Origin of the sequence: Aeromonas sp. MdU4 (genome assembly GCF_041929505.1) — a bacterium.
Classification (GTDB): Bacteria; Pseudomonadota; Gammaproteobacteria; order Enterobacterales; family Aeromonadaceae; genus Aeromonas.
Genome location: NZ_JBHFMW010000025.1, coordinates 17,713 through 39,423, shown reverse-complemented (window position 1 = coordinate 39,423; position 21,711 = coordinate 17,713). Strand labels below are relative to the sequence as shown.

The window sequence follows — 21,711 nt, the reverse complement described above, 5'->3', positions numbered from 1 at the left end:
GGAATATGTGATGAAAGCGTCATCATGGTGTTTTGCTGCTGGCCTGTGAGGAGGGCGCTGTTTAGTCTCTCAATAGCGACAGGAGGTACATGTATGAATCCCAAGGTGATGGCGCGGCAGGCAAGATTGTTGCGTATGCTGGAGAGCAAGGAAGAGATCCGGATCGGACGCGAACGTGACTGTCCGCTTCCTTTGGCACAACTGGTCAGGATCAAGGATTCCCATCCGTCAGTACTCAAGGTTTACCGCCACGGTCTCACCGCCGAGGTGTTTCACCTCAAGGTTGATGGCCATCACTGGTGCCTCAAGCGTCGTCGTCAGGATTCGCTGGTGGCCAACCTCGACGGCAAGACGGCTTTTCTCACCGAGCTGGAGCGGCGGCGCGAAATCGAGGCGTTGCGCGAACTCCACCCCACCATCCTCTCTCACGTGGTCTGCACCAGTTTTGGTTCGGCCCGCGCCGGTATTCTGGTCTCTCCCTGGTTGCGGGGTGTGCCGGTGCATCAGCTCAACGAACGCAATCTGGCGCAGATGCTGGAGGTGCAGGGAGAGTTGGCGCGCTGGGGCTGGTTTGACTGGGATCCGAGTCCGGGCAATTTGCTGGACGATGGCGATCAGATCAGCGTGTTTGACTTTGGTTATATGTGGCCCTTTGATCCCCGTTTTGAGTACAACTCCAACGGTCTGGTCGACCCGCAATTTCATGTGCCGGAGCGGCTGGAGACCCGCACCCTCTCCGGGCTATGGCTTGATGAAGCCGACCCGATGCCGCAGTTTCGCTACTGGCGCGAGCTCTGTCTTAAATGGGTGAAACGGGAGATCCATCACCTGATCCGCGAAGGGGCCAGTGCCCCGGTGCTGGCCCGCTTGCACGCCCTGCAGGGGGAGTGGAGTGCGGCACTGGCCAGTGATGAGGCGCTGGCAGCCAATTGGTGGCGGGACATGTATCGCAGCCACCGGCTCGATGTGGCCGATGATCTGAGCGGTCAGAGCTGCGGCCCGCTGACCCTGCGCCGTCTCGACTGGCTGGAGCAGGCAGTGACCGACCACTATCCGCAGCTGGTGGATAACCTATCGTCTCAGGACGCTGCACTGGGTCAGAGCGGACTGTTGGCCCGTTTGCAGCAGTTGCATCGCGAAGTTGTGGCTTGTCAGCTACCTATAACCGCCTTTGCCTGAGCGGTGATCACGGCGACTCAGATATGACAAGGGTACCTTGACGGTACCCTGTTGCATGGTCGCGAGGGTTAGTCGAGCAGCTCCAGATGGAGGTGGTTGACGATATTGCCTGCCTCGCTCTCTTTGACCAGGAAGCAGAGATTGTGGGCGCTGGCACCATAACAGATCATCCGGATATTGTGATCTCGCAGGGTGGAGAAGACCTGACTGCCAACCCCGTTCACTTCGCTCATCCGGTTGCCGATAAGCGCCACCAGTGCCAGCCCGGTTTCCACCTCCACTTTGCAAAGTTGCCCCAGTTCCGCCAGCACCTTGTCGCTCAGGATCGGCTCGCCGTTGCTCTGGCTGCCGGTGTGATCCAGGGTGAGTGACACGCTCACCTCCGAGGTGGTGATGAGGTCGACCGAGATACGATGACGGGCCAGAATGCCGAACACTTCGGCCAGAAAGCCGTAGGCGTGGAACATGTTGAGGCTGTGCAGGGTCACCAGCACCTGCTGGCGGCGCAGGGCAACGGCGCGAAATAGCGGGCTCGAATCGGTGCTGGAGCGGATCCAGGTACCGCCTGCCTGCGGATCCTTGCTGGAGCCGACAAACACCGGAATATTCTGGCGCACCGCTGGCTGCAGGGTGGCGGGGTGGAGCACCTTGGCACCGAAGGTGGCCATCTCGGCTGCTTCAACGAAGCTGATCTCGGGAATGGGGCGGGCCCGGGTGACCAGGCGCGGATCCGTGGTGTAGATACCGGGCACGTCGGTCCAGATCTCGATGGAACTGGCATCGAGCGCTTCGGCCAAAAGGGCCGCGCTGTAGTCGGAGCCGCCGCGGCCGAGGGTGGTGGTGCGACCATCACCATCGGCACCGATAAAGCCCTGGGTGATGACGATAGTGTCGCCAAGCAGGGGCGCTAGCGTCTGCTGACAGAGTGTGCGGGTGGCATTGATATCGACAGTGGCCTTGCCAAAGCGGCTGTCGGTACGCATCAGTTGGCGCACATCCTGCCAGTGGGCATTGACGCCGCGCTGGCGTAGCAGCTCGGTAAAGAGGCGGGTCGACATCAGTTCACCGCAGGCGATGAGGCGGTCGGCCAGTTCTGCATCGGTCTGCTGGCTGGCCTGTTGCGCCATGGTACGGATCTCGCCCAACTGGCCATGAATGAGGGCGCTCACATCAATGGGGTGGCCGAGATCGGCCAGAATGGCCTGCTGGATCCCGGCCAGTTTGGCCAGCTGCTCGTCGCGGCCCGTTTCGTCCAACTCTCCCTGCGCCAGCGCCACCAGCAGGTTGGTGACACCGGCGCTGGCACTCAGTACCACGACGCGGGTGGCGGGATTGGCCAGCACGATATCGGCGCAATTATTCATGGCCGCGGCGTTGGCGACACTGGTTCCGCCAAACTTGGCGACATTGATCGGGCTCATTGCTTACTCCTGTCTTAATTCAAGATTCCGGTTCCATCGGGCAAATAAGAGAGGAGGAGGCTGAAAATGGCAGGAATGATCGAAACTATCCCGGCCAGAAGCACTCCACCTGCAGAGCCCATCCCGTACCGCCCCTGACAGAGCGCGGTGGGGGATGATCACTACCGATGACAACCCGGGGGATTCAGCCCCCGCAGCCGACACTGAGTTTTCCAGTCTCCTCAGATGTCTCGGCGCTGCTCCCCCTGACCCAAGTTCACCGGACGCTGGTGTCCTCCCTTGGGCTGCCTGGGCAGCGCTCCTCTTCTGGCTCCACCATGGCGGTGGAGTGCATTTAGAAATACCTTGCGTTGGATTGGACTGTCAATCGAGTTTGTAAAAAAGTTCAATTTATCGACTAACTCAGCACAGAATCAACGGCTTAGGCAATGGTTTTTGACAAAACCTTGGAGCGACGCTGCCAGTTGTAGAAGCGCTGGCGCGCCACCGGCAGATCCTCCACCTCCAGCGGTTCGAACCCCCGCTCGCGGAACCAGTGGATGGAGCGGGTGGTGAGCACGAACAGGCGGCGAATGCCGAGCCGCTTGGCCCGCTCAGCCACCTTGGCCACCAGCTGATCCCCCCGGTTGGAGTTGCGGTAGTCGGGGTGAATGGCGACGCAGGCCATCTCCGCCATCGCCTCTTCCATAAAGCAGTAGAGCGCCGCGCAGCCGATGATCAGGCCATCGCGTTCGATAATGGTGAACTTGTCGATCTCCATCTCCAGCTGCTCGCGTGAGCGGCGTACAAGAATACCTTCCTCCTCCAGCGGGCGAATGAGATCCAGAATGCCGCCGATGTCCTCGATGCTGGCGGCCCGCGCCTGCTCGGCACTTTCCCGCACGATCTGGGTGCCGAGGCCGTCACGGCTGAACAGCTCCTGCAGCATGGCGCCGTCATCCTGATAGCTCACCAGATGGGAGCGGGGTACCCCGCCGCGGCAAGAGGCAATCGCTGCACGCAGGTAGCGGGCAGTGCCAGACATCTCTTCGCCCGCCTGCTCCAGCTCCACCAGCAGCTCTTCAGCCTGTTCGGGGAAGAGCTCGGAGATGGCTTCGCCGTGGCGGTCCATTACCCCCTGGGTGCTGCTGAAACAGATGAGTTTGTCTGCTTTGAGGTCGACTGCCACCCGGCGGGCCACCTCTTCGGAGCTTAAGTTGAAGCTCTCGCCGGTGACCGAGCAGCCGATGGGGGAGATGAGTACCAGACTCTTTTGGTCGAGCTGGCGGGTGATCCCCTCCACGTCGATGCGGCGTACCCGGCCGCTGTGGCAAAAGTCGATGCCGTCATCCACCCCGAGCGGCTGGGCGGTGACGAAGTTACCGCTCACCACGCTGATCCGCGCCCCCTGCATCGGGGTATTGGCGAGCCCCATGGATAGCTGGGCGGTGATGTCGTACTGCAACCCGCCACACACCTGCTTGATGATGGCAAAGCTCTCGTCATCGGTGACCCGGATCCGCTTGTGGTACTGGGCCTCGATACCTGCGCGGGCCAGCGCCTCATCATTTTGCGGGCGTGAACCAAACACCAGCACTAGGCGTATGCCCAGTGTCTGCAGCAGGGCGATATCGCTGACGATATTGGCGAAGTTGGGGTGGCAGAGGGCTTCTCCCCCCATCATCAGCACAAAAGTGGCACCCCGATGCACATTGACATAGGGGGTGGATTGCCGGAAGGCATTGACCAGACTGGGTTCGCGTTCACGCACTTGAGGTTTCTTCCATAAAAAAACAGCGATTGGCTCAATATATGAAAATTAATTCACAAATCAAGACTAAATATTGATTTTGGTTGTTGCTGGTCTATGGGGGAGGGCCGGGCTGTTCAGATCGGGCAAGCGGACCGTGAGGCGTTGATGGCAGGATGGGTGAGCGAGGATAGGCTCGCCGGTTGATCCGCCGCGATAAACTGCTATCTTCGATGCTCCTTTTCGTCAGCTGTGTGATTTCACAGGGTTTTATACAAGGACAGGATTCATGGAACAGATTATTTCACCGGCAGATGCCCTGCCGGGACGACGCGAAGCGATGGTGATTGGTCAGCAGCATGCGGTGAACGGCAACCCGACCCAGGGCCCCTGGCCAGAAGGGATGGCGGTAGCTTGGTTTGGTATGGGCTGTTTCTGGGGTGTAGAGCGCTTGTTCTGGCAGCAGCCAGGGGTCTATTCCACTGCGGCCGGCTATCAGGGCGGTGTCACCCAGAATCCCACCTACAAAGAGGTGTGCAGCGGACTGACCGGCCATGCCGAGACGGTGCAGGTGGTGTTTGACCCAGCCGTTATCAGCTACGGCGATTTGCTCAGACTGTTCTGGGAGCAGCATGATCCGGCGCAGGGGATGCGGCAGGGGGGAGATGTCGGCACCCAGTATCGTTCGGTGATCTTCTATGGCGACGAGAGCCAGCAGATCATCGCCCAGCAGAGCATGGCGGCCTATCAGCAGGCGATGGCCGCGAGCGGCGACAGCCGTGCCATCACCACCCGCATTCTGCCGTTGGCGCCCTTCTATTACGCCGAGGATTACCATCAGCAATATTTGGAGAAGAACCCGGATGGATACTGCGGACTGGGTGGCATAGGAGTCTGTTTGCCGCCAAACCTGAACCGCTGAACAGGTTTGTAGGGATTTTCTTAAAAAAAGTGAAAATAAATGATGTCTGGCGGGAACTTATTGCTACGGGGCAAGACTAACCAGTTAGCGTCCAGGGATCGGATGCAAAGTCCAGACACATTTCTTGCCTTGATAGCCACTCAATGAATGAACGCATGGGTGGGTTGAAAATGATAGCAAGCAGGGCTGCCCACCAAGGCGGCCCTTTTCATATCTGCTGGATTTGAAACCTTGTTGTATTGTCAGAATACGTCAGCGCTTGATCAGGCGATCGTGCTGTCGAACAGGTTTTTGATAAGGTCGATAAACTCGATGAGGAAGGTTTTTTGCTCCGGGGTTGGGGCGCGCAGCCAGACGGCGGAGAGCACCTCTTCCAGATCGGCGACCACGGCATCGGCCTCCTGCATGATGGCAAAACGCACCTTGGGATCGAGCTGTGGGTTCTGCTCGCAAATGGCCATCAGGTTGCTGGCAACACGGCCACTGACCAGATCTTCGATGGTCTCTTCACCGTTACTGTTGCTCTGTTGTTGGGATTCAAACAATCCCAGACTCTCCACCAGATACTCGATCAGCGAGATATAACCTTCACTTTCTACCACCATGGTTGCTGCCTCAATACAGTAACAATACGAAAATTAAGCGTATTTTAGTGGCTTGCCCTAGCTTGGCAAGCAGCAGTGCAGGCGATGGCGAGTAAAACTGACGCCGCCCCGCTCCACGCACTCCAGCCCGGTCAATGTAAAGCCATGACGTAAAAATAGCTCATAACTGAAGGCGCTGGCCTCGGTCGTCATACTCTTCAGACCCAGCGCCCGGGCACCCGCCATGGCGGTGGTGAGCAACAGATTGCCCAGCCCTTGCCGCTGATGGTCGGCGCTCACATAGAGCAGACTGAGGTGGCCATCGGGGCTCAGGGTGACAAAACCGAGGGGCACCTCTCCCAGCTCGGCTACCCAGCCGTGGTGTTCGCGCAGTTGGCTGACAAAACCGGGATGGCGAGCGCCGAGGGCCCACTGTTCCACCTGTTCGGCGCTGTAGTGCTCGGGGCCGCTGCGCCGCACCGCCAGCTCGAACAGGGTCGCGAGGGCGGGGATATGTGGCTCGCTGAGCGGGACAATGCAAAGTGCTGGACTAAGTGCTGGCGTCATGGGGTCTGGTCGTCAGTGGGTTGGAGGGGCAGCGGTGCCTGTGGCCGTTTGGCTTTAGGCAGACCCGCAACAACCCGTTCATAGGAGTGGTGCACCCAGCCTTGCCACAGATCCTCTGGTAAGGTGCGGTTCAGGGTCACTGTGTTCCAGTGTTGTTTGTTCATGTGCCATCCCGGTTTGACCTCGGGGTGGATCTCGCGCAGCAGCAGAGCCAGTTCGGGATCGCATTTGAGGTTGATGGTCAGCGGTTCGGCCTGCCAATCCACCAATGCGAACATCTTGCCCGCGATGCGATAGACCAGGATCTCCGGACCAAACGGGGTGTCTTCGGTGGCGCCCGGCAGGGTCAATAAAAAGTGGCGCAAACGGGTCAAATCCATCAAGGGGTCTCGCTCAAGGGGGGATCCGGGTCATGTCAGGCACATATCTTTAACAGAATATGTTCTGTTAACATGCGCGCAGCCGAGTATACCCCCCATCACCAAGGGAGCCTATTGATGTTGTATCACAAGACTTTCGAACTGGGTCCAGAGCGAGATTGGGTGGTGTTTGTCCACGGTGCCGGTGGCAGCTCTTCCATCTGGTTCAAGCAGTTGCGCGCCTATCGCGAGCAGTTCAACGTGCTGCTGCTGGACTTGCGCGGCCACGGCCAGTCTCACCAGTTGCAGCAGGTGATCCAGGGCCACTACAGCTTTCGGGCGGTGACCGAGGATATCGTTCGGCTGCTCGATCATCTCAATATCCGCCGTGCCCACTTTGTCGGCATCTCCCTTGGCACTATTCTTATTCGCCATCTGGCCGAGCTCTGCCCGGAGCGGGTCAAGAGCATGGTACTGGGCGGAGCCATCCTGCGGCTCGATATTCGTTCGCGGGTGCTGGTACAGCTCGGTCGACTCGGCCAGCATATCCTGCCCTATATGTGGCTCTACCGGCTGTTTGCCTTCATCATCATGCCGCGCCAGCACCATCAGGAGTCGCGCAACCTCTTTGTGCGCGAGGCCCGCAAGCTCTGCCAGAAGGAGTTCAAACGCTGGTTCCGCCTTGCAACCGAGGTCAACCCGCTGATGCGCTATTTTCGCGAACGCTCCCTGCCTATTCCCACTCTCTATGTGATGGGGGAGGAGGATCATATGTTTCTGGCGCCGGTCCGCGAGCAGGTGGCCCGCGATGCCAGCGCTTCGCTGGCGGTGATCGAACAGTGCGGCCATGTCTGCAATGTGGAGCAGCCGGAGCAGTTTAATCGCCGCACACTGGCATTTCTCAACTCTCTGACTGGCCGCCGCTGCTGAATACGGGTCGGTCAGTGCCCGTTTACGAACGAGTTTCCTTCCTGAACTAAGATGCCGACTTGCTATACGTCGGCCGCTCGTCGCTCTCATTGATACACCACACAATTGACCCGCTTTTCATCTGGTGTGCTCAGGTTTTTTCGGGTGTCGCCGATATTCAGATGGATATAGCCATTACCCATACATGTATGTGGCGTCTTTTCTCCCGGTAGGATGCAAGGCAAATAACCATGCCTTTCATGTGCATTACGATTTGGTAGAGATATAGTGTTTATCAATGACCTAAGGATGGGATATCGACCATGAGCAAGACCATTACTCCTACCCAGCGAGAAGTCACTTTCGATCCAAACGAGCTGATCGTCTCCAAGACCGATCTGGCAGGCCGGATTACTTACTCCAACAAAATCTTCATGCGACTCTGCGATTTTTCAGAAGAGACCCTGCTGGGCGCCCCACACAATATCGTGCGTCATCCCGATATGCCTCGTGGTGTTTTCTGGGGGCTTTGGCATTTCCTTAAGGGAAATCGGGAGTTCTTCGGTCTGGTCAAGAACATGACAGCCAATGGCGACTTTTATTGGGTGCTGGCCAACGTGCGTCCTGATTTTCGCGATGGTAAGGCGATCGGTTATTTTTCGGTGCGTCGTTGCCCGTCACGCCAAGCTGTTGCTGCGATTGAACCGATTTACCAGAAGATGCGCGAGCTGGAGCGCGGCATGGCTGGTGATGTCCCCAAGCAGTCCTGGAGTTGGCTTGAGCAACATCTTGCCTCGCAGGGGACTGATTATGAACGCTTTATTCTCAATCTGGTGCAACAGGATTAAGGAGTCAGCCTATGTCTACCGTTCTCTCCAAAACCAGTAGTGCCAGCAAGAAGCATCTTTTTATCAGCCAGAAGTTTCTGTTGATCTGTACCGTGTTTGGTTTGTCTGTGCTGGCATTGGCGATCTTCTCCATCAGTACGGTAGGGGTAACCTGGTTCAATCTGGGTATTCCGGCCCTGGCACTGCTTTTTATCGTATTGGCATTGCGTGAGCAGCGGCGTCTGGTGGCGGTCATGGATCAGATCAACGAGGTGTTGGTAAAAGCCAGTTCGGGCGAAACCCATGTTCGGGTGACACGAACCAAGGGGCTCGGCGAGCTTGGCAAGATTGCATGGAACCTCAACGGTTTTCTAGACATCGTCGAGGCCAACATCAAGGACATGGTCTCCTGTTTCGAGCATGCCGGACAGGGACGCTACTATCGACACGCCTTCAAGCAGGGATTGCCGGGGGAGTTCGCCAAAACGGCGGATAATATCAATCTCTCCCTGCATGCCATTCAGGAAGCCACTGAGCTCTCCCGTCAGGGAGATCTGCTCAACCGGTTGCATCAGACCAATAACCACAACCTGCGCAGCAATCTGGCGGGTAATCAGGAAGATCTGCTGACCCTTAGCGACAAGATTGAGGATGTGCTCGGCACTGCCCAGCAGGGACTGGATGCTTCGCTACACAGCATGACGGTGGTCGAGGAACTGAGTCAGGAGCTGCTCGGCATTAACCGCGAGATGCAAGATACCGGGCGTGTGGCTACGGCACTGGCGGGTGAAAGCGCCCGGATCACCGAGACGGTCAACCTGATTACCGAGATCACCGCACAGACCAATTTGTTGGCTCTCAATGCAGCCATTGAGGCGGCGCGAGCGGGTGAAGTGGGACGTGGTTTTGCCGTGGTGGCTGATGAGGTTAGGGCACTGGCCGAGCGCACTCGCCAGTCGACCAATGAGATCCGCGAGGTGGTCAAAGGGTTGACGACCAGTATCGAAGCGATCGTATCCAGCGTGCTCTCGCTCGGGGGGCGCAGTCAGCGGATCAGCGATAATGTGGACGGATTCCGCCATAGTTTCGAGGCGGTTGCCGAGGGAGCCAAGTCCAATATTGGTCATCTGCACTATGCCAGAGGCTTGGCATTTGCATCGTTGATCAAGCTTGATCACATCATCTTCATGCAGAGTGGTTACCATGGGCTGGAATCCCGAGGGAGTGAGAGCGGAGCCGTGGCCAGTCATGCCGATTGTCGCCTGGGGCGCTGGTATTACGAAGGGGAGGGTGCTGGGCAATTTGGTGCCTTGCCAAGCTTCAAACAGCTCGACATTCCCCACAAGCAGGTACACGGTGCGGTTAACAAAGCGCTGGCCGCAGCACGTGGCGACTGGTTGCATAATGACACCTTGCTGAAGACGATCCTGAGTGAGATGGACAGTGCGGAACAGGCCAGCAAACAGGTGATGCACCTGCTCAACCAGATGGTGGAAGAGCAATATAGGGCCAGATAACCATTTGATGGCCAATGGCTTTCAGCGGGGCAGCGAGTGCGTCAGTTAGTGATCGATGCAGCAAAAGAGATGGGGATCCTTGCTGGATCATGGTTGCCTGAGGTGGTTAGAATAGAGGCTTCCATGGGTCACAGGATGAGCAAGGATGTTACACAAGCAAGTCAGTTTTATCATCGATAGCAAGGGCAACAAGCAGGCTGCCGTCGTCCCCATCGAGATCTACAACGAGCTGATGACCCTGCAAAAGGCGCTCTCCGACAATCGGCCGGGGGAGCGAGAGCTCTACCACTTCAACGGCAAAGGGGCTGAAGCCCACGGTTATCCGGTAGGCAAGCGGCAAAATCCGGGCTTTATGGTGCTGGCGGGCTCCACCGCCAATGGTGAGGATGCCGCCTCCCTGCGTGAAGCGGTGATCGATCTACGGCTGGAGTTGTTAAACAAGGGGATCCTGGTGGCTCGCAGTGAAGGGGGTTTTGTTTTTACCGCCGATCAGCTGTTCAACAGCCCAAGCCTTGCCGCCAGTTTGGTGGCAGGCAATAACCGCAGTGGCCTGGATGCCTGGCAGAACAGCGCAGGCTATACCCTTAAACAGTCGGGTTTTGGCAAGAAGTAATCTGGCGCAGATAGCCACCGCGAAAACCGCAACGCCGCCCTCTGGTCGACTTTCTGGCCAAACAGGGGCGGCGTTGTGCTGTCTGTGGCTTATTTTTTGCCGGTCAGCAGCCAGTAGCTCAAGGTGGAGCCTATTCCACAGCAGGCGATGGCGATGGCCATGGGCAGCGGCGATTGGGGTGGATTGAGGTTGACCAGAATGCCGACCACGGCGCCGATACCAAAGCGCAAGGTGCCCGCCAGTGCCGAGGCGGTGCCAGCAGATTGCGGGAAGTGGCCCATCAGGCCGGTCATGGCATTGGCCCCCACCAGACTGATATGGCCGATAAAGAGCACCACTGGAATGACGATGCCCCACAGACCGCCGGTCTGGCTCCAGGCGTTGTAGATCAGCAGGCCGCCAGCACAGGGCAGGATCAGCAGACCGTATTGCAACATCCGCTCGGCACCCAACCCCTTCACCAGTCGGCTATTTGCAAAGGTGACCACCATCATCAGCAGGATATTGAGGCCAAACAGCCAGCCGTAGTGCTCGGTCGGCACCTTGAAATACTCGATATAGACGTAAGGGGAGCCACTCAGGAAGGCGAACATGCCGGAGCTGGAGAGGGAGCCGCACAGCACATAGCCCATGGCGCCGCGATGGGAGAGCACCCCCCAGTAGTTCTTTAGGATCTGACCCAGATTAAGAGGCTGACGATGTTCCGGTTTCAGGGTCTCCTGAATTTTCCACTGCATCACCAGACAGACCAGCAGGCTGATCCCCACCAGCAGCCAGAAGATCACCCGCCAGCTGGCGTGGGCACTGATATAGCCGCCCACCACCGGTGCCACCAGTGGCGCCAGGGTCATCACCAGAATGACGAACGACATGGCGCGGGAAAACGCATCCTTCTCGAACAGGTCGCGCAGCAGGGCATTGACCACCACCGACCCCGCAGCGCCGCCTGCCGCCTGCAACATCCGATAGGCCAGCAGTTCCGGCAGGGAGTCTGCCATGGCGCAACCGACCGAGGCGATGGCAAACATGGTGAGTCCCGCCAGGATCACCGGCTTGCGGCCAAAGCTGTCGGCGAGCGGGCCGTAGAAGAGCTGGCCGATGGCAAAACCGCCCAAAAAGGCGCTGATGGTGAGCTGGGCGCCGTCGATGCTGGTGGCCAGATCCCGGGCGATGGCCGGAATAGCAGGCAGATACATATCCACCGCCAGCGGGGTCAGGCCCGCCAGGGCGCCCAGCAGGATAAAGAGGAAACGGGGGGAGAGGGCTGCAGCCTGAGCAGTGGGCGATTGGGGCATAGGGTGTCCAGTTGATTCGAAACGTCCGGTTGAAAAGCGCGGAAAAAGAGCAGTCTACCAGTTTTGTTGCCGGGATGGATCCGGTATGGCAAGCCAGAGTCCGGGCTCGGCCCGAAAGCGTGGGGCAAACCAGTGCTGTTTGACCGGGGCTGGCATCTTGGTCGCACTCATGGATCGACGGCTAAGGCGGCAAGCCCCTTGCGCCAGCGCGAGGTTTGCATCCCCCTTGTACCAGCCGTCCGTCACCGGCAGTGCCGTGGTCTCCCGCAGCAATCTTACCCCCCACTGGGTCACCAGTGCCGGGCAGGTTTTTTCTGCCAGTCTGGCCGCCAGTACCATGGCGGGCGGCCGGGGCAGGGTGAAGGTCGCCGCGAGCAGCAGCAATCCGGCCATCGCGATCACCCATTCGCCACGGCGTGGCAGCCAGCCTGCCAGCAGCACAATACCGAGCAGGGTGACGGGCGCCAGATGGCGGGGATTGTCCGGGTTCTGGCCAAACAGAGTCCAGAGCAGCAGGGCAAGCCAGTAGAGCGACCAGAGCGGGGAGAAGGCTGTATTGTGATCCTTTGACCGTTGCCAAAGTGGCAGCATCAGCAAGGCTCCGACAGCCAGGGGCCAAAGCGGGGTGAGCTGATCGTTGAAGGTGCGCGCCCAGCTTAGCAGCCGATCGCCGTGGGCCGCCGCCGTATTGCCCCACAGGGTAAAGTGACCGTCGGTAAAGCGGCGCCCCTCGCTAAAATAGGCCCAGCCGTCGGCCTGCCAGACAAACAGCAGACTGATAAGCCCCACCAGCGCGATGGGGAGCACAAACCTGACGCGCGTTCCCTTCTGTCCTATCCCGAGCCACAGAGGTAGCAGCGCCAGCACAAAGTAGGAGGGGCGCAGGGCCAGCATGAAGCCCAGCATTAGGCCTGCCAGTGCAATCTTTCGATGCTGCAAGGCCAGCAGTGCCCCGAGCCAGGCGGCCAGCGCGGGCCCATCCGAAAGTCCGGACAGCGCCAGCGTCGGGGTAAGCGGCAGAGCCAGTACCAGTAGCCAGACCGGGGCGAGCAGGCTTGACCGTTGCCACAATCTCACTGCCAGCCAGGCGGCGAGCGGTGCCAGCAGTGCTGTGCCCAACAGGCTTGCCCATTGCACCGCGCGGGCCGGATCGTCCACCGCCAGATTGATCAGCCGCGCCAGCCAGATAAAGGCGGGATAGCCCGGAAAGTGGGGGGAGAACTCCAGCACGCTAAAGCGCGTCACCCCATGGGCGAAATTGAGGGCATCGTCGGAATCGAGTGCCACCGGGAAGGCCAGCAGCCAGCCAAGCCAGACCAGTTGCAGCAGGATCAGCAAGTAGGGTCGATTAGCGAAGCGTAATCGGCCGTGGTGACGCCCCCCTTCTCCCCTTGCGGGAGAAGGGTTGGGGATAAGGGGGGCCGTCATCATCGATGAGAGGTCATCAAAGCGGCGCCAGCACGGCCATCAGCGCTTTTTCCGCTGCGGCAAAGGCAGCGGCGTCGGCGGGCTTGGCACCTACCCCGAATACCCCCGGGTTGCCGATGGCATCCAGCACCTTGGCCAGCGCCTGTTCGGCGGCCTTGCGATCCCCTTCACTGAGAGAGGGGAGGATCAAGTCGAGGAAGCGCTTGCTCTTGACCACCAGCACCTTGGCGGTCTGGTAGTCGCCAAGGTTCTGGCTGGCCCCCTCGAGACGGCGCTCGATCTCCGCCTTGTAGGCCCGGTTGAGCAGGGCCGCGGTAGCCGCGGCGTCTTTGGCTTTGATGGCGGCGGCCAGCGGTGCTTGCAGCTCGACCTGGTGGTGCTGTTCCAGATAGGTCAGCTCCTCGGCAATCTCGCTCAAGGTGGCGCTGGCATCTTTGCCGTCAGTGGCGGCGCCCAGCAGCGCTTCGCGGGCGTCGATCAGTGGCTCCTTGCCGGCGGCGGCGTAGGAGTAAGCCTGTGCCTGCCCGCTGAGGGTCAGCAGCAGGGTGAGGGCGAGTAAACCCGGGCGGATAGTCATCCTGTTCTCCTTATTTATGCCAAGAGGTTATGCCAATGGCGCTGCCATCAGGCCACGCTCTGGGTTTCAATCACGGTATTTTCGTTGCGATGGTTAAAGATGGCGTGGCGCCTGTCCACCCCGTCGATCACCATGTCGGCGGCCATCATCCCCATCTCCATGGCGGTGTCGGTGAAGATATAGCGGAATGTCCCCTGACGGCCGGTCATGATGAGGTTGGTGATGGGCATCAGCGCCTTGATGGCTTCGTTGCGGCGAGTCTGATAGCCAAGATCCATCAGCGGATAGGCATACTCGCTGCGGGCCTCGAAGGTCTCATCGCCAAGCTTGGCGGTATCGACGCCGAGGCTGGCGAGATCAGCGGTAACCCGACCGCGCAGATCAGAGAGCGGTGCCTGCCAGGTGGCATCCCCCGGATTGCAGGGGATCTCCAGCATCACCGAGGTTTGGCCCTGGGGCGCCATAAAGGGGCTGCGGCGGCGCGGCTCCTGTAGGCGGGTCGCCAGAATATGGGGGTCGGAGAGGTACTGCCAGGTGTTGTCCGACAGGTTCTCCTGTTTGAGCGGCATATTGACGAAGCGAAGCGATCGATAGTGGAGATCGCACGGCAAGCCCAGATGCTGGCAGGTGAGCGGCAGCGGCAGAGTGGAGATCACCTGATCAAATTGCTCGCTCTGCTCAACGTCATCTTGTTTCCAATAAACCCGTTCGATGTGGCCATCAGCCTGCTCAAGGCGGGTGATGGTGGCGCCGGTTTTCAGCTCAACGCCCTCGGCCACCAGCCGCTCGCCCAGGGTGGTGAAGATCTGGCCAAAGCCATATTTGGGGTAGCGGTATTTGCGGGCATAGGTGCGCACCGAGAGGTTGCCGTTGCGTCTTGGCAGCAGGCGGCGCGCCACGTCTTTGAGATCGATCAGGCTGATGCGTTGGCCGGCCCAGTCGGCGGAGAGCTTGTCCGGGTTGATGCCCCACAGTTTGCCGGTGTAGCCCTCGAAGAACTGGCGATAGAGGGTGCGGCCAAAGTGACTCTGGATCCACTCGGCAAAGCTCGCCTTGGCAAAATCGGTGGGCTTCTTGCTAAAGGGCAACAGCAGCAAGTCTTTCACTGCACCGGCCATCAGGGCCAGCGGCGCCGTCTTGAGCAGGTTGGGCAGGTTCAAGGGGTAGTCATAGGTGCGCCCGCCAAAGCGGATCACGCTCTTGCGCTCGGCGTGGAGCAGGTCGTCCCCCATCAGCTCGTCGATAAAGGCGAGCAGCTCGGGGTTCTTGGTGATAAAGCGGTGACCGCCGTAGTCGAAGCGATACTCCCCATCGAGCCCTTGGAAAGTCTGGGTGGCACACATGCCGCCGACCACCGGCTCCTGCTCGAACAGGGTGACTGCAAAACCGGCGCGGCGCAGGCGCCAGGCGGCCATCAAACCGGCAGGACCGGCACCCAGTACCGCAATGTGCTTCTTGTTGTTATCGCTCATGACCTATTCCGAAACTGCTTGATAGATAAGGGAGCCGCACCAGGGCGCGGCTCCCGAATGGTGTTGTTACCCCGTGGTCTTGTTACCACAGGGAGTGTTGGCTCAGCCCTTGCTGGACGCGGCGTTCACCTGCGGGCGGTAGCTGCGCTGCCAGAGGGTAACGAAAATCGCCAGATAGAGGGCCCAGGTCAGCAGCTGCAAGCCCGCCGGTGAGGCATTGTAGCCAAACAGGGCGCGCAGGAAGGTACCAAATACCCCCTGATCGTCGAGAATGTGGCTGATATCGAACACCGGCGTGGTCCAGAAGGTGATGATGTCTGCCGCCTGCAACATGTTGACGGCGGACGAGAGCAAGCCTGCGGCGATGATGATGATGAGCAGGCCGGTCCAGCGGAAGAAGGGGGCCAGCGCCACCTTGCGGGTGGAGCGCAGCAGCCCCCACACCAGCACGATGGAGACCAGCAGCCCCGCCAGCGCACCCATCAGGCCGGATTGCAGATCCACCCCTTGGCCCGAGTAGAGCAGGGCAGAGAAGAAGAGCACGGTTTCAAACCCTTCGCGCATCACCGCCAGAAAGGCGAGCAACACCAGACCAAACAGGTTGCCGCCATCGATGGCCGCATCGATGCGCGCCGTCATGGCTCCCACCTGGGATTTGGCCTGCTTTTGCATCCAGATCGCCATATAGGTGAGCACCAAGGTGGCGAAGATGAGGATCCCCGCCATCAAGAGGTGGTTGTAGCGCTCGCTCTCGAATTGGCTCACCACCACCTGGAACAGGAAGGCGACGACAAGGGAGGCGACAAGGCCAAGCCCCACCCCCAGATAGATGAACTTGTTGTAGCGGCTCGCCCCCAGCTTGGCGAGGTAGGAGAGGCAGATGCCGACCAGCAGGAAGGCTTCCAGCCCCTCGCGCAGGGTAATGAGAAAACTTGCAAACATCAGGATTGAGGCTCCATAGCGGGCGTGACGGGAAGAGGCGGCAAGGTGAGTTGCAGCCGATTGAGTAGCACTATGGGTGGCTCCGGCAAGCTCGGCTCGGCGGTGCGCACCGCATCATTGACCCACTTGGGGTAGGTGCGGAAATTAAGTTTGATATCGGCCTTGAAGGGCCCTTGGGCTTCTGCGGGCAGCGGCCAGGCTTCATCGCGCCAGCCATCGGCCGGAATGCGGGTATCTTCCAAGAGCTTGGCGTAACGCCAGAACTTGAGCCCCACCGGCTTGCCCTCGGCATCGCCGAACACTTTTCTGAACAGCCGCGCATTTTCAGGGACGGCGCCATCCACCGGCTGGCCGCTGGCAAGCACCACCTTGCCAGTGGCGTCGGTGACGGTCAGCTCCAGCCAGAGTTCACGAAAATCGGCCACCCCGGTGGGCAGGGCATGGCCTGCGCCGGTATTGGCGACCCGCACCACCAGCCGCTGACTATCGGCAGCCTGTTCGATCCGGGCCGAGAGGGTAGCGCTTGAGCGCAGCAGGGCCAGACTCTCCTGTTCAAGGTCGGGGTTGCGCAGCCCCACCAGTTGGTGCTGGGCGCCGGTAAAGTTGTGGCGATAGAGCCGTGTTTTCATGGTGCCATTTTCGGTGGATTGGCCCGCCACCGGCGCGCCGCTATTGCCCGGCTCCGGGTTCATATGGCAGTCGATACAGGTGCGCCGCTTGGCAGGGTCTTCCGCGTTCGCAAAGCTGGATTTTTCCCACTCATCCCAGGTGTTGACGATATTGGCGCCGGTGCCCGGGGCAAACTCGTTGTGGCACGATTTGCACAGGGCCGCGTCGCGGTAGAAATCCTTCTGATAGGAGGCTTTGTGGGCCGCCGGACGGGCGTTGATCTGCCGCTCGGCCAGCCAGTGCTGGAGGCTGCCGCCCGGGGCATCCTCGAACACATAGCTCTCGCGGTCTTTCAAATTGACCGTAAAGGCACTGTTGCCGCCTGCATCCTCGAGCTTGGTGATGCGATGGCAGAGCACGCAGCCGGTGCCTTCTTCCACCACAGGTTCGCCTTTCTGGTGGGCCGCAATGAGCGAGGCGCCGCCCTGCTCGAACATATGGGAGCCCTTGGGCAGTTCCATCTGGCCGTTCATCACCTGCTGGGGCATATGGCAGCCCTGACACCACTGGCCGAACGCTTCCCCTTCGGTTTCGCGGGCCAGCGCCTGCACCACCTTGTAATAGGGATGGGAGTTGCCCATCAGTCGGTGGTTGCTCTCGCTCCAATCCTGGAACGCCTGTTGGTGGCAGTTCTGGCAGGAGGCGGAGTTGAGCCACTCCTTCGGGTGAGTGGTCGGCGCCTTGGCGGGATCCGTGCGCGGGGCATCGAGCCGCAGCCAGTTGGCGAGATAGGGGAGGTTGCCATCATCGGTCACAAAGGCGTGCAGGTCCTCCATCATCGCCTTCACCTCGGGTTGTGGCCTCGCGGGGTCAACCGCCTCGGCCCCATCGCGGGTGTCATGGCCCATGCCGCCCTGGGTCTGCTGGGTCATGCGCAGGTATTCGCCGACAAAATCCCCCGCCACCATGTTGGTGAGGTTGGCGTGGCCGTTGATGGCGTTGTCACCGCTCTTCTGGCGATGGGCCGCCATCAGATAGCGGTTGGTGAAGTTGAACCCGTCCAGATGGCAGGAGTTGCAGCTCATCCAGTTGTCCCCCGCCATGGGGAAGCGTGAGTTGGACGCTGTGTTACCAAGGTTGAATAGCCGCTCGCCGCGCTGAAGCGCCGCGGGGCGCGGATCAGTCTCTACCAGCTTGGCGAAGTGGGGCACATCGACGGTGACCCGGGCAAACGGGCCGCTGCCGCCGCTATTGAGGCGGGTGAGATCCTGCCCCATGGCGTTGTGCACCAGAATATAGTCGCCGTCGATCAGCAGATCCCGCGGATTCTGGCCCGGAAGGTGACGCAAGAGCTGGGTCGCCTTGGCGCCCCCCTGAAACTTCTTGCGGCGGTGGCGGTTGCTGTTCTGTTTGCCGCTGCGTGACAGGTCAAACACCAGCAGATCTTCCGAGCCCGCCAGGGTCAGATAGACCCGCTTGCCGTCGGCGGCGAAGCGCGCTGCGAACGGGTTGGAGACGATCTGGCTACGGTTGCCGACGCTTGGCAGGTTGATCTGCAAAAAGAGCTGTTTTCTTTCATCTACCCGCTCTTTCTCCTCATCGAGATCGATGATGGAGACTGCCGGAAAGACGGTGCTCTGAAACTGGAAGGGGTGATCGAAGCTCCACAGCACATGGGGCAGCCAGGCTTCGCTGCCATCGGGGGAGAGGGCGATGCCATCGAGCAGGCGCGGCAAACCCTGCGAGTCGCTTGGCGTATTGCTGTGGGTTTCAGCCAGGGTGATGAGCTTGGGCTTGGGAAGGGAGGAGCCCTTGGCTCCGTGGCCAAGCTTGGCGAGATCATAGATGGCGAGCTGGCCTGTCATGGCGTGGGTGAGCAGCAGGCGATCATCGTCGGTCAGGGCCAGCCCGCGGGGTGTCTCGGCGGTTTCTGCATCCAGCTGGAGGTTGCCGGCGGTGTCGTAGGCCTGCAGGCGAGCTGATTCGAACAGCGTGACCCAGAACCACTGCCGCTTGGCATCGAAGATGACCCCGTAGGGGCGATGGCCGGTGGGGATCGCCTTTTCCAGACCGAGCTCATCATTCAGCAGCAGCAGGCGATCGCCACTGTAGTCGGTGATCAGCAGGGTGCCGTCATCGGCGCGGGCAAGCTGGCGCAGATCGCCCCCCAATTGCACCTCTTTCAGCCGCTTGCCGCTATCGCGCTCAAGCAGGGTGACCGAGCCAGCGCTCAGGTTGGCGGTGACGAGGCGCGGGGCACTTCCTTCCTCATAGGCGATCATCCCGGCGCCCATCTGTTGGGCAAACGCGAAGGGGCTGGCCAGCAGCAGGACGAGGGCCAGCAGGGGTGACAAATATGCAGAGAACGATGACTTCAACATGGGATCAGGAGCGCCATTTCAAGATGGTCCAGCGCCAGGCGTGGCGCAGCACCAGAGGAGTTAACGCCAATGCGCTCAGCCAGTGGGCCCAGCTGGCGAGGTTGCCCATGGTATCGCCCGGAGTGCCGTGCAGCACTAGCAGCAGGCCGCTGGCCAGACAGACCAGCAGCAGGGCTTCGATAATCCGCCCCGTGGTGCGCAAAAAGGGTTTGTTGCTGCGGTTCAACAAGCTGCGATGGGAGAGCCAGAAGGCGCCAAACAGCAGCGGAAACAGGGTGAGCGAGAGCATCACATGGAAAAACAGATTCCAGCGCGCCAGCGACCAGAGCGGGGTCAGCGGTTCCCACAGCAGCAGGCCGGAGAAGAACATCAGATAGAGGGTGCCCTCGGCGGCCTGATGGTGGTATGCCAGCCACTGCCAGAATTGTCGGGGTGAGAGAGAAAGGCTTGTCATAACGGCTCCAGCACCCGGGCGGGGCAGCCCGGGGGGAGCAAGTTTATAACGCAGAAAGGGTAATGAAAAGAGTTATCAATTGTATTGCTGATGAATATAGGCTGAATAGCACATGTGATAGAGCATCAAGACTTGTGTTCGGCCATCCGCTCGGTCACGGCATAGATAAGCGCCGCCATCGAGAAGGCGAGAAACACCACCACGGACCACTTCATCTCTATTTCGTTGGTGATGCCATCTTCGAGGAAGGCTTTGAGTACCTCCACTCCGGCAATGGTGACCAGCGAGTTGATGACGATGAGCTTGAGAGAGGCAAAGTTGATCTTGCTGAGCCAGTTGTCGCCGATGGCCTCGCGCTGCTCCTGGGTCTGGATGAACTGCACGTAGCCGCAGACCGCCACCAGGATCAGCATCTGGGCCACCAGCACGAAGTCCACCAGGGTCAGCACGCCGGTGATGAGGTCCATATAGTGGATCTCGATGATGTTGGTGCAGAGCAGATAGAGCTGCATGGCAAACTTCACCATCAGCAGGGCCACGCACACCAGAATGCAGACGTAGAAGGGGAACATCATCAATCGGCTGCCATTGAGCATGAAATTGAATCGACGCATGAGAACTCCGATGTTGGGAACAGTGGTAAATAGAGTGAGTATGACGCGAGCAGCCTGAAGCGTTGCACGACAGTCGGGATTCATTATGCCGGGTCGCCCCCAGCTCGCGCCTATAAAAAAATAAAAAGCCATCATAAAAAATAAAACCGCATCCCGCTGTCTTATTTGTGATTTTTCCCTGCCGTAACATGCCGCTTCTCGATTCCGGGGGGCGATAGCCTCCCTCCTATCTATCAGGCTCGGCTCACGCTTGTAGCCGCTTGCCAGGAGTGTTGCGATGCGTATTGGTCTGCTGTTGAGTATGGGGATGCTGGTTGCAAGCGGGGTTCAGGCACAAGAGCTGGGGGCGATTCCCGGGGAGTCGGGCTTTTCCGGCAGTGTGCTGGCGGGGGCCAGCGTTGGCGAGACCAAGTCCAATTTTGCCACGGGGAGTGCAGGTAGCGAGCGGATTGACGCTCTGGGTGCTGCGGCGCCGCAACGTCACGTTGATCCGGTGATTAACGGCGATCTGCGCTACACCTTTGCCTCTACCGGTAGCCAGCTGTTTCTGGGCAACCTCATTCAGGATGCCATCCGCGGCGACGGTACCCAGCAGTTCGGGCTGCGTCAGCAGCTGGGTGACAAGGGGATCGTGGCCGGTTCGCTGGTGTTCAATGCCACCCCGGTCAAGGTGTGGCGCGATCCCTTTGCGTTGGGGGTGGTGCGTCAGGAGAGCGCTGTGCGCTCCCACGGTGCCCGTCTGGCGTGGGACAACATCTGGGGCAGTGCGCTCAGTGGCAGTGTCACCAGCCGCGACGTCAAGGTGGATGGGGAGACTAGTGGCGAGCAATATGGTCGCGCGGCGATGGGGATGCTGGATCGTAATGGCCGGGTCAACTCCGCCGAGCTCTCCTACCAGTTCCGGCTGGCGGACGATCAGTTCCTCGAGCCAGCATTGCGCTATCAGAAGGCGGATCTGGCGGGTAGCGCCGAGTCTTATGTGAGTAAGGGGTTGCAGATCACTTACGCCAAAACTTCGCCCCGCTGGTCATTTGTCAGCAATCTCTATCTGGGCAAGCGTGACTATGAGGAGGCCAACCCGCTGTTTGGCCAGCGTGCCGACAGCCGCGACATGGCCATCGATGCCACCCTCTTCTGGCACCAACTGTTTGGCATCGCGCCGCTCTCTGCACTCCTCAGCGCCAGCTATGCCAATGCAGACTCCGGGATCGACTTTTACGACATTCGCTCCAGCGGTATTGCTACGGGGCTGCTTTACCGTTTTTGATCCCTGTCACATCGGTAGCCTTTGCTGCGTATTCAAGAGATGTGT

Annotated in this window: 19 protein-coding genes, 1 pseudogene and 1 riboswitch; of the genes and pseudogenes, 7 read left to right on the top strand and 13 right to left on the bottom strand. The window is 59.8% G+C overall.

What is annotated here, in order from left to right; all coding sequences use genetic code 11:
• The first annotated feature begins 93 nt into the window (after positions 1 to 93).
• Complete coding sequence (locus tag ACE1BR_RS15665) at positions 94 to 1,179, top strand: hypothetical protein (protein ID WP_374871829.1); 1,086 nt, start codon at positions 94 to 96, stop codon at positions 1,177 to 1,179.
• A gap of 68 nt (positions 1,180 to 1,247) precedes the next feature.
• Here ACE1BR_RS15665 and lysC read toward each other — a convergent pair whose 3' ends face one another.
• Together lysC and argA are read right to left on the bottom strand one after the other, a co-directional pair.
• Positions 1,248 to 2,600: a lysine-sensitive aspartokinase 3 gene (gene lysC / locus ACE1BR_RS15660; RefSeq protein ID WP_374871827.1), complete on the bottom strand. Its 1,353-nt coding sequence runs from the start codon at positions 2,598 to 2,600 to the stop codon at positions 1,248 to 1,250.
• A 90-nt stretch (positions 2,601 to 2,690) separates the two neighbouring features.
• Positions 2,691 to 2,914: riboswitch (Lysine riboswitch) on the bottom strand.
• Between the two features lie 107 nt (positions 2,915 to 3,021).
• Complete coding sequence (gene argA / locus ACE1BR_RS15655) at positions 3,022 to 4,350, bottom strand: amino-acid N-acetyltransferase (protein WP_374871825.1); 1,329 nt, start codon at positions 4,348 to 4,350, stop codon at positions 3,022 to 3,024.
• Positions 4,351 to 4,618: 268 nt separating this feature from the next.
• On the opposite strand from argA, the gene msrA reads away from it, so the two are divergent.
• Positions 4,619 to 5,251: a peptide-methionine (S)-S-oxide reductase MsrA gene (gene msrA, locus ACE1BR_RS15650; RefSeq protein ID WP_197930462.1), complete on the top strand. Its 633-nt coding sequence runs from the start codon at positions 4,619 to 4,621 to the stop codon at positions 5,249 to 5,251.
• A 263-nt stretch (positions 5,252 to 5,514) separates the two neighbouring features.
• On the opposite strand, the gene ACE1BR_RS15645 is transcribed toward msrA, so the two are convergent.
• From ACE1BR_RS15645 to ACE1BR_RS15635, 3 genes are read right to left on the bottom strand one after another with little or no spacing between them, the layout of a single operon-like run.
• Positions 5,515 to 5,856, bottom strand: a complete 342-nt coding sequence (locus tag ACE1BR_RS15645) for a DUF3802 family protein (RefSeq protein WP_374871822.1) — start codon at positions 5,854 to 5,856, stop codon at positions 5,515 to 5,517.
• Positions 5,857 to 5,913: 57 nt separating this feature from the next.
• On the bottom strand, positions 5,914 to 6,402 hold the full coding sequence (locus ACE1BR_RS15640) for a GNAT family N-acetyltransferase (protein WP_374871820.1): 489 nt from the start codon (positions 6,400 to 6,402) through the stop codon (positions 5,914 to 5,916).
• Positions 6,399 to 6,782 (bottom strand): MmcQ/YjbR family DNA-binding protein, encoded by a 384-nt coding sequence (locus ACE1BR_RS15635; RefSeq protein ID WP_374871818.1) that lies wholly within the window; start codon positions 6,780 to 6,782, stop codon positions 6,399 to 6,401. The genes ACE1BR_RS15640 and ACE1BR_RS15635 overlap by 4 nt, the downstream gene beginning before the upstream one ends.
• Positions 6,783 to 6,899: 117 nt before the next feature.
• Here ACE1BR_RS15635 and ACE1BR_RS15630 point away from each other — a divergent pair, with 117 nt between their 5' ends.
• From ACE1BR_RS15630 to ACE1BR_RS15615, 4 genes and pseudogenes are all read left to right on the top strand, one after another.
• On the top strand, positions 6,900 to 7,691 hold the full coding sequence (locus ACE1BR_RS15630) for an alpha/beta fold hydrolase (protein WP_374871816.1): 792 nt from the start codon (positions 6,900 to 6,902) through the stop codon (positions 7,689 to 7,691).
• A 302-nt stretch (positions 7,692 to 7,993) separates the two neighbouring features.
• On the top strand, positions 7,994 to 8,518 hold the full coding sequence (locus tag ACE1BR_RS15625) for a PAS domain-containing protein (protein ID WP_374871814.1): 525 nt from the start codon (positions 7,994 to 7,996) through the stop codon (positions 8,516 to 8,518).
• A 779-nt stretch (positions 8,519 to 9,297) separates the two neighbouring features.
• Positions 9,298 to 10,014, top strand: a pseudogene (locus ACE1BR_RS15620) (methyl-accepting chemotaxis protein); the annotation flags it as partial.
• 145 nt (positions 10,015 to 10,159) lie between these two features.
• On the top strand, positions 10,160 to 10,627 hold the full coding sequence (locus ACE1BR_RS15615; RefSeq protein ID WP_374871812.1) for a DUF4357 domain-containing protein: 468 nt from the start codon (positions 10,160 to 10,162) through the stop codon (positions 10,625 to 10,627).
• Positions 10,628 to 10,716: 89 nt separating this feature from the next.
• On the opposite strand, the gene ACE1BR_RS15610 is transcribed toward ACE1BR_RS15615, so the two are convergent.
• The 8 genes from ACE1BR_RS15610 to ACE1BR_RS15575 form a co-directional block, all read right to left on the bottom strand.
• Complete coding sequence (locus ACE1BR_RS15610) at positions 10,717 to 11,922, bottom strand: Bcr/CflA family multidrug efflux MFS transporter (protein ID WP_374871811.1); 1,206 nt, start codon at positions 11,920 to 11,922, stop codon at positions 10,717 to 10,719.
• Positions 11,923 to 11,976: 54 nt separating this feature from the next.
• On the bottom strand, positions 11,977 to 13,260 hold the full coding sequence (locus ACE1BR_RS15605; RefSeq protein ID WP_374871936.1) for a hypothetical protein: 1,284 nt from the start codon (positions 13,258 to 13,260) through the stop codon (positions 11,977 to 11,979).
• Positions 13,261 to 13,366: 106 nt separating this feature from the next.
• On the bottom strand, positions 13,367 to 13,927 hold the full coding sequence (locus ACE1BR_RS15600) for a hypothetical protein (RefSeq protein ID WP_374871809.1): 561 nt from the start codon (positions 13,925 to 13,927) through the stop codon (positions 13,367 to 13,369).
• 47 nt (positions 13,928 to 13,974) lie between these two features.
• Positions 13,975 to 15,399: an NAD(P)/FAD-dependent oxidoreductase gene (locus ACE1BR_RS15595; RefSeq protein ID WP_374871807.1), complete on the bottom strand. Its 1,425-nt coding sequence runs from the start codon at positions 15,397 to 15,399 to the stop codon at positions 13,975 to 13,977.
• 102 nt (positions 15,400 to 15,501) lie between these two features.
• A complete protein-coding gene (locus ACE1BR_RS15590) occupies positions 15,502 to 16,341 on the bottom strand; it encodes an FTR1 family protein (RefSeq protein ID WP_374871805.1) in 840 nt (279 codons plus the stop codon).
• Complete coding sequence (locus ACE1BR_RS15585; RefSeq protein ID WP_374871803.1) at positions 16,341 to 19,331, bottom strand: hypothetical protein; 2,991 nt, start codon at positions 19,329 to 19,331, stop codon at positions 16,341 to 16,343. Before ACE1BR_RS15585 ends, ACE1BR_RS15590 begins: the two co-directional genes overlap by 1 nt.
• A 4-nt stretch (positions 19,332 to 19,335) precedes the next feature.
• Positions 19,336 to 19,785: a hypothetical protein gene (locus ACE1BR_RS15580; protein WP_374871801.1), complete on the bottom strand. Its 450-nt coding sequence runs from the start codon at positions 19,783 to 19,785 to the stop codon at positions 19,336 to 19,338.
• A gap of 125 nt (positions 19,786 to 19,910) precedes the next feature.
• Positions 19,911 to 20,399, bottom strand: a complete 489-nt coding sequence (locus ACE1BR_RS15575; RefSeq protein WP_374871799.1) for a YqhA family protein — start codon at positions 20,397 to 20,399, stop codon at positions 19,911 to 19,913.
• Positions 20,400 to 20,676: 277 nt separating this feature from the next.
• Between ACE1BR_RS15575 and ACE1BR_RS15570 the strand changes: the two genes are divergently transcribed.
• Positions 20,677 to 21,666, top strand: a complete 990-nt coding sequence (locus ACE1BR_RS15570; protein WP_374871797.1) for a DUF2860 family protein — start codon at positions 20,677 to 20,679, stop codon at positions 21,664 to 21,666.
• Positions 21,667 to 21,711: the final 45 nt, after the last annotated feature.

Coding starts and splice junctions, on each gene's coding strand:
- ACE1BR_RS15630 (WP_374871816.1), top strand. CDS start 6,900: ATGTTGTATCACAAGACTTTCGAACTGGGTCCAGAGCGAGATTGGGTG.
- ACE1BR_RS15590 (WP_374871805.1), bottom strand. CDS start 16,341: ATGTTTGCAAGTTTTCTCATTACCCTGCGCGAGGGGCTGGAAGCCTTC.
- ACE1BR_RS15665 (WP_374871829.1), top strand. CDS start 94: ATGAATCCCAAGGTGATGGCGCGGCAGGCAAGATTGTTGCGTATGCTG.
- ACE1BR_RS15580 (WP_374871801.1), bottom strand. CDS start 19,785: ATGACAAGCCTTTCTCTCTCACCCCGACAATTCTGGCAGTGGCTGGCA.
- ACE1BR_RS15600 (WP_374871809.1), bottom strand. CDS start 13,927: ATGACTATCCGCCCGGGTTTACTCGCCCTCACCCTGCTGCTGACCCTC.
- ACE1BR_RS15570 (WP_374871797.1), top strand. CDS start 20,677: ATGCGTATTGGTCTGCTGTTGAGTATGGGGATGCTGGTTGCAAGCGGG.
- ACE1BR_RS15610 (WP_374871811.1), bottom strand. CDS start 11,922: ATGCCCCAATCGCCCACTGCTCAGGCTGCAGCCCTCTCCCCCCGTTTC.
- ACE1BR_RS15645 (WP_374871822.1), bottom strand. CDS start 5,856: ATGGTGGTAGAAAGTGAAGGTTATATCTCGCTGATCGAGTATCTGGTG.
- ACE1BR_RS15595 (WP_374871807.1), bottom strand. CDS start 15,399: ATGAGCGATAACAACAAGAAGCACATTGCGGTACTGGGTGCCGGTCCT.
- ACE1BR_RS15615 (WP_374871812.1), top strand. CDS start 10,160: ATGTTACACAAGCAAGTCAGTTTTATCATCGATAGCAAGGGCAACAAG.
- ACE1BR_RS15575 (WP_374871799.1), bottom strand. CDS start 20,399: ATGCGTCGATTCAATTTCATGCTCAATGGCAGCCGATTGATGATGTTC.
- ACE1BR_RS15585 (WP_374871803.1), bottom strand. CDS start 19,331: ATGTTGAAGTCATCGTTCTCTGCATATTTGTCACCCCTGCTGGCCCTC.
- lysC (WP_374871827.1), bottom strand. CDS start 2,600: ATGAGCCCGATCAATGTCGCCAAGTTTGGCGGAACCAGTGTCGCCAAC.
- ACE1BR_RS15625 (WP_374871814.1), top strand. CDS start 7,994: ATGAGCAAGACCATTACTCCTACCCAGCGAGAAGTCACTTTCGATCCA.
- msrA (WP_197930462.1), top strand. CDS start 4,619: ATGGAACAGATTATTTCACCGGCAGATGCCCTGCCGGGACGACGCGAA.
- ACE1BR_RS15635 (WP_374871818.1), bottom strand. CDS start 6,782: ATGGATTTGACCCGTTTGCGCCACTTTTTATTGACCCTGCCGGGCGCC.
- ACE1BR_RS15640 (WP_374871820.1), bottom strand. CDS start 6,402: ATGACGCCAGCACTTAGTCCAGCACTTTGCATTGTCCCGCTCAGCGAG.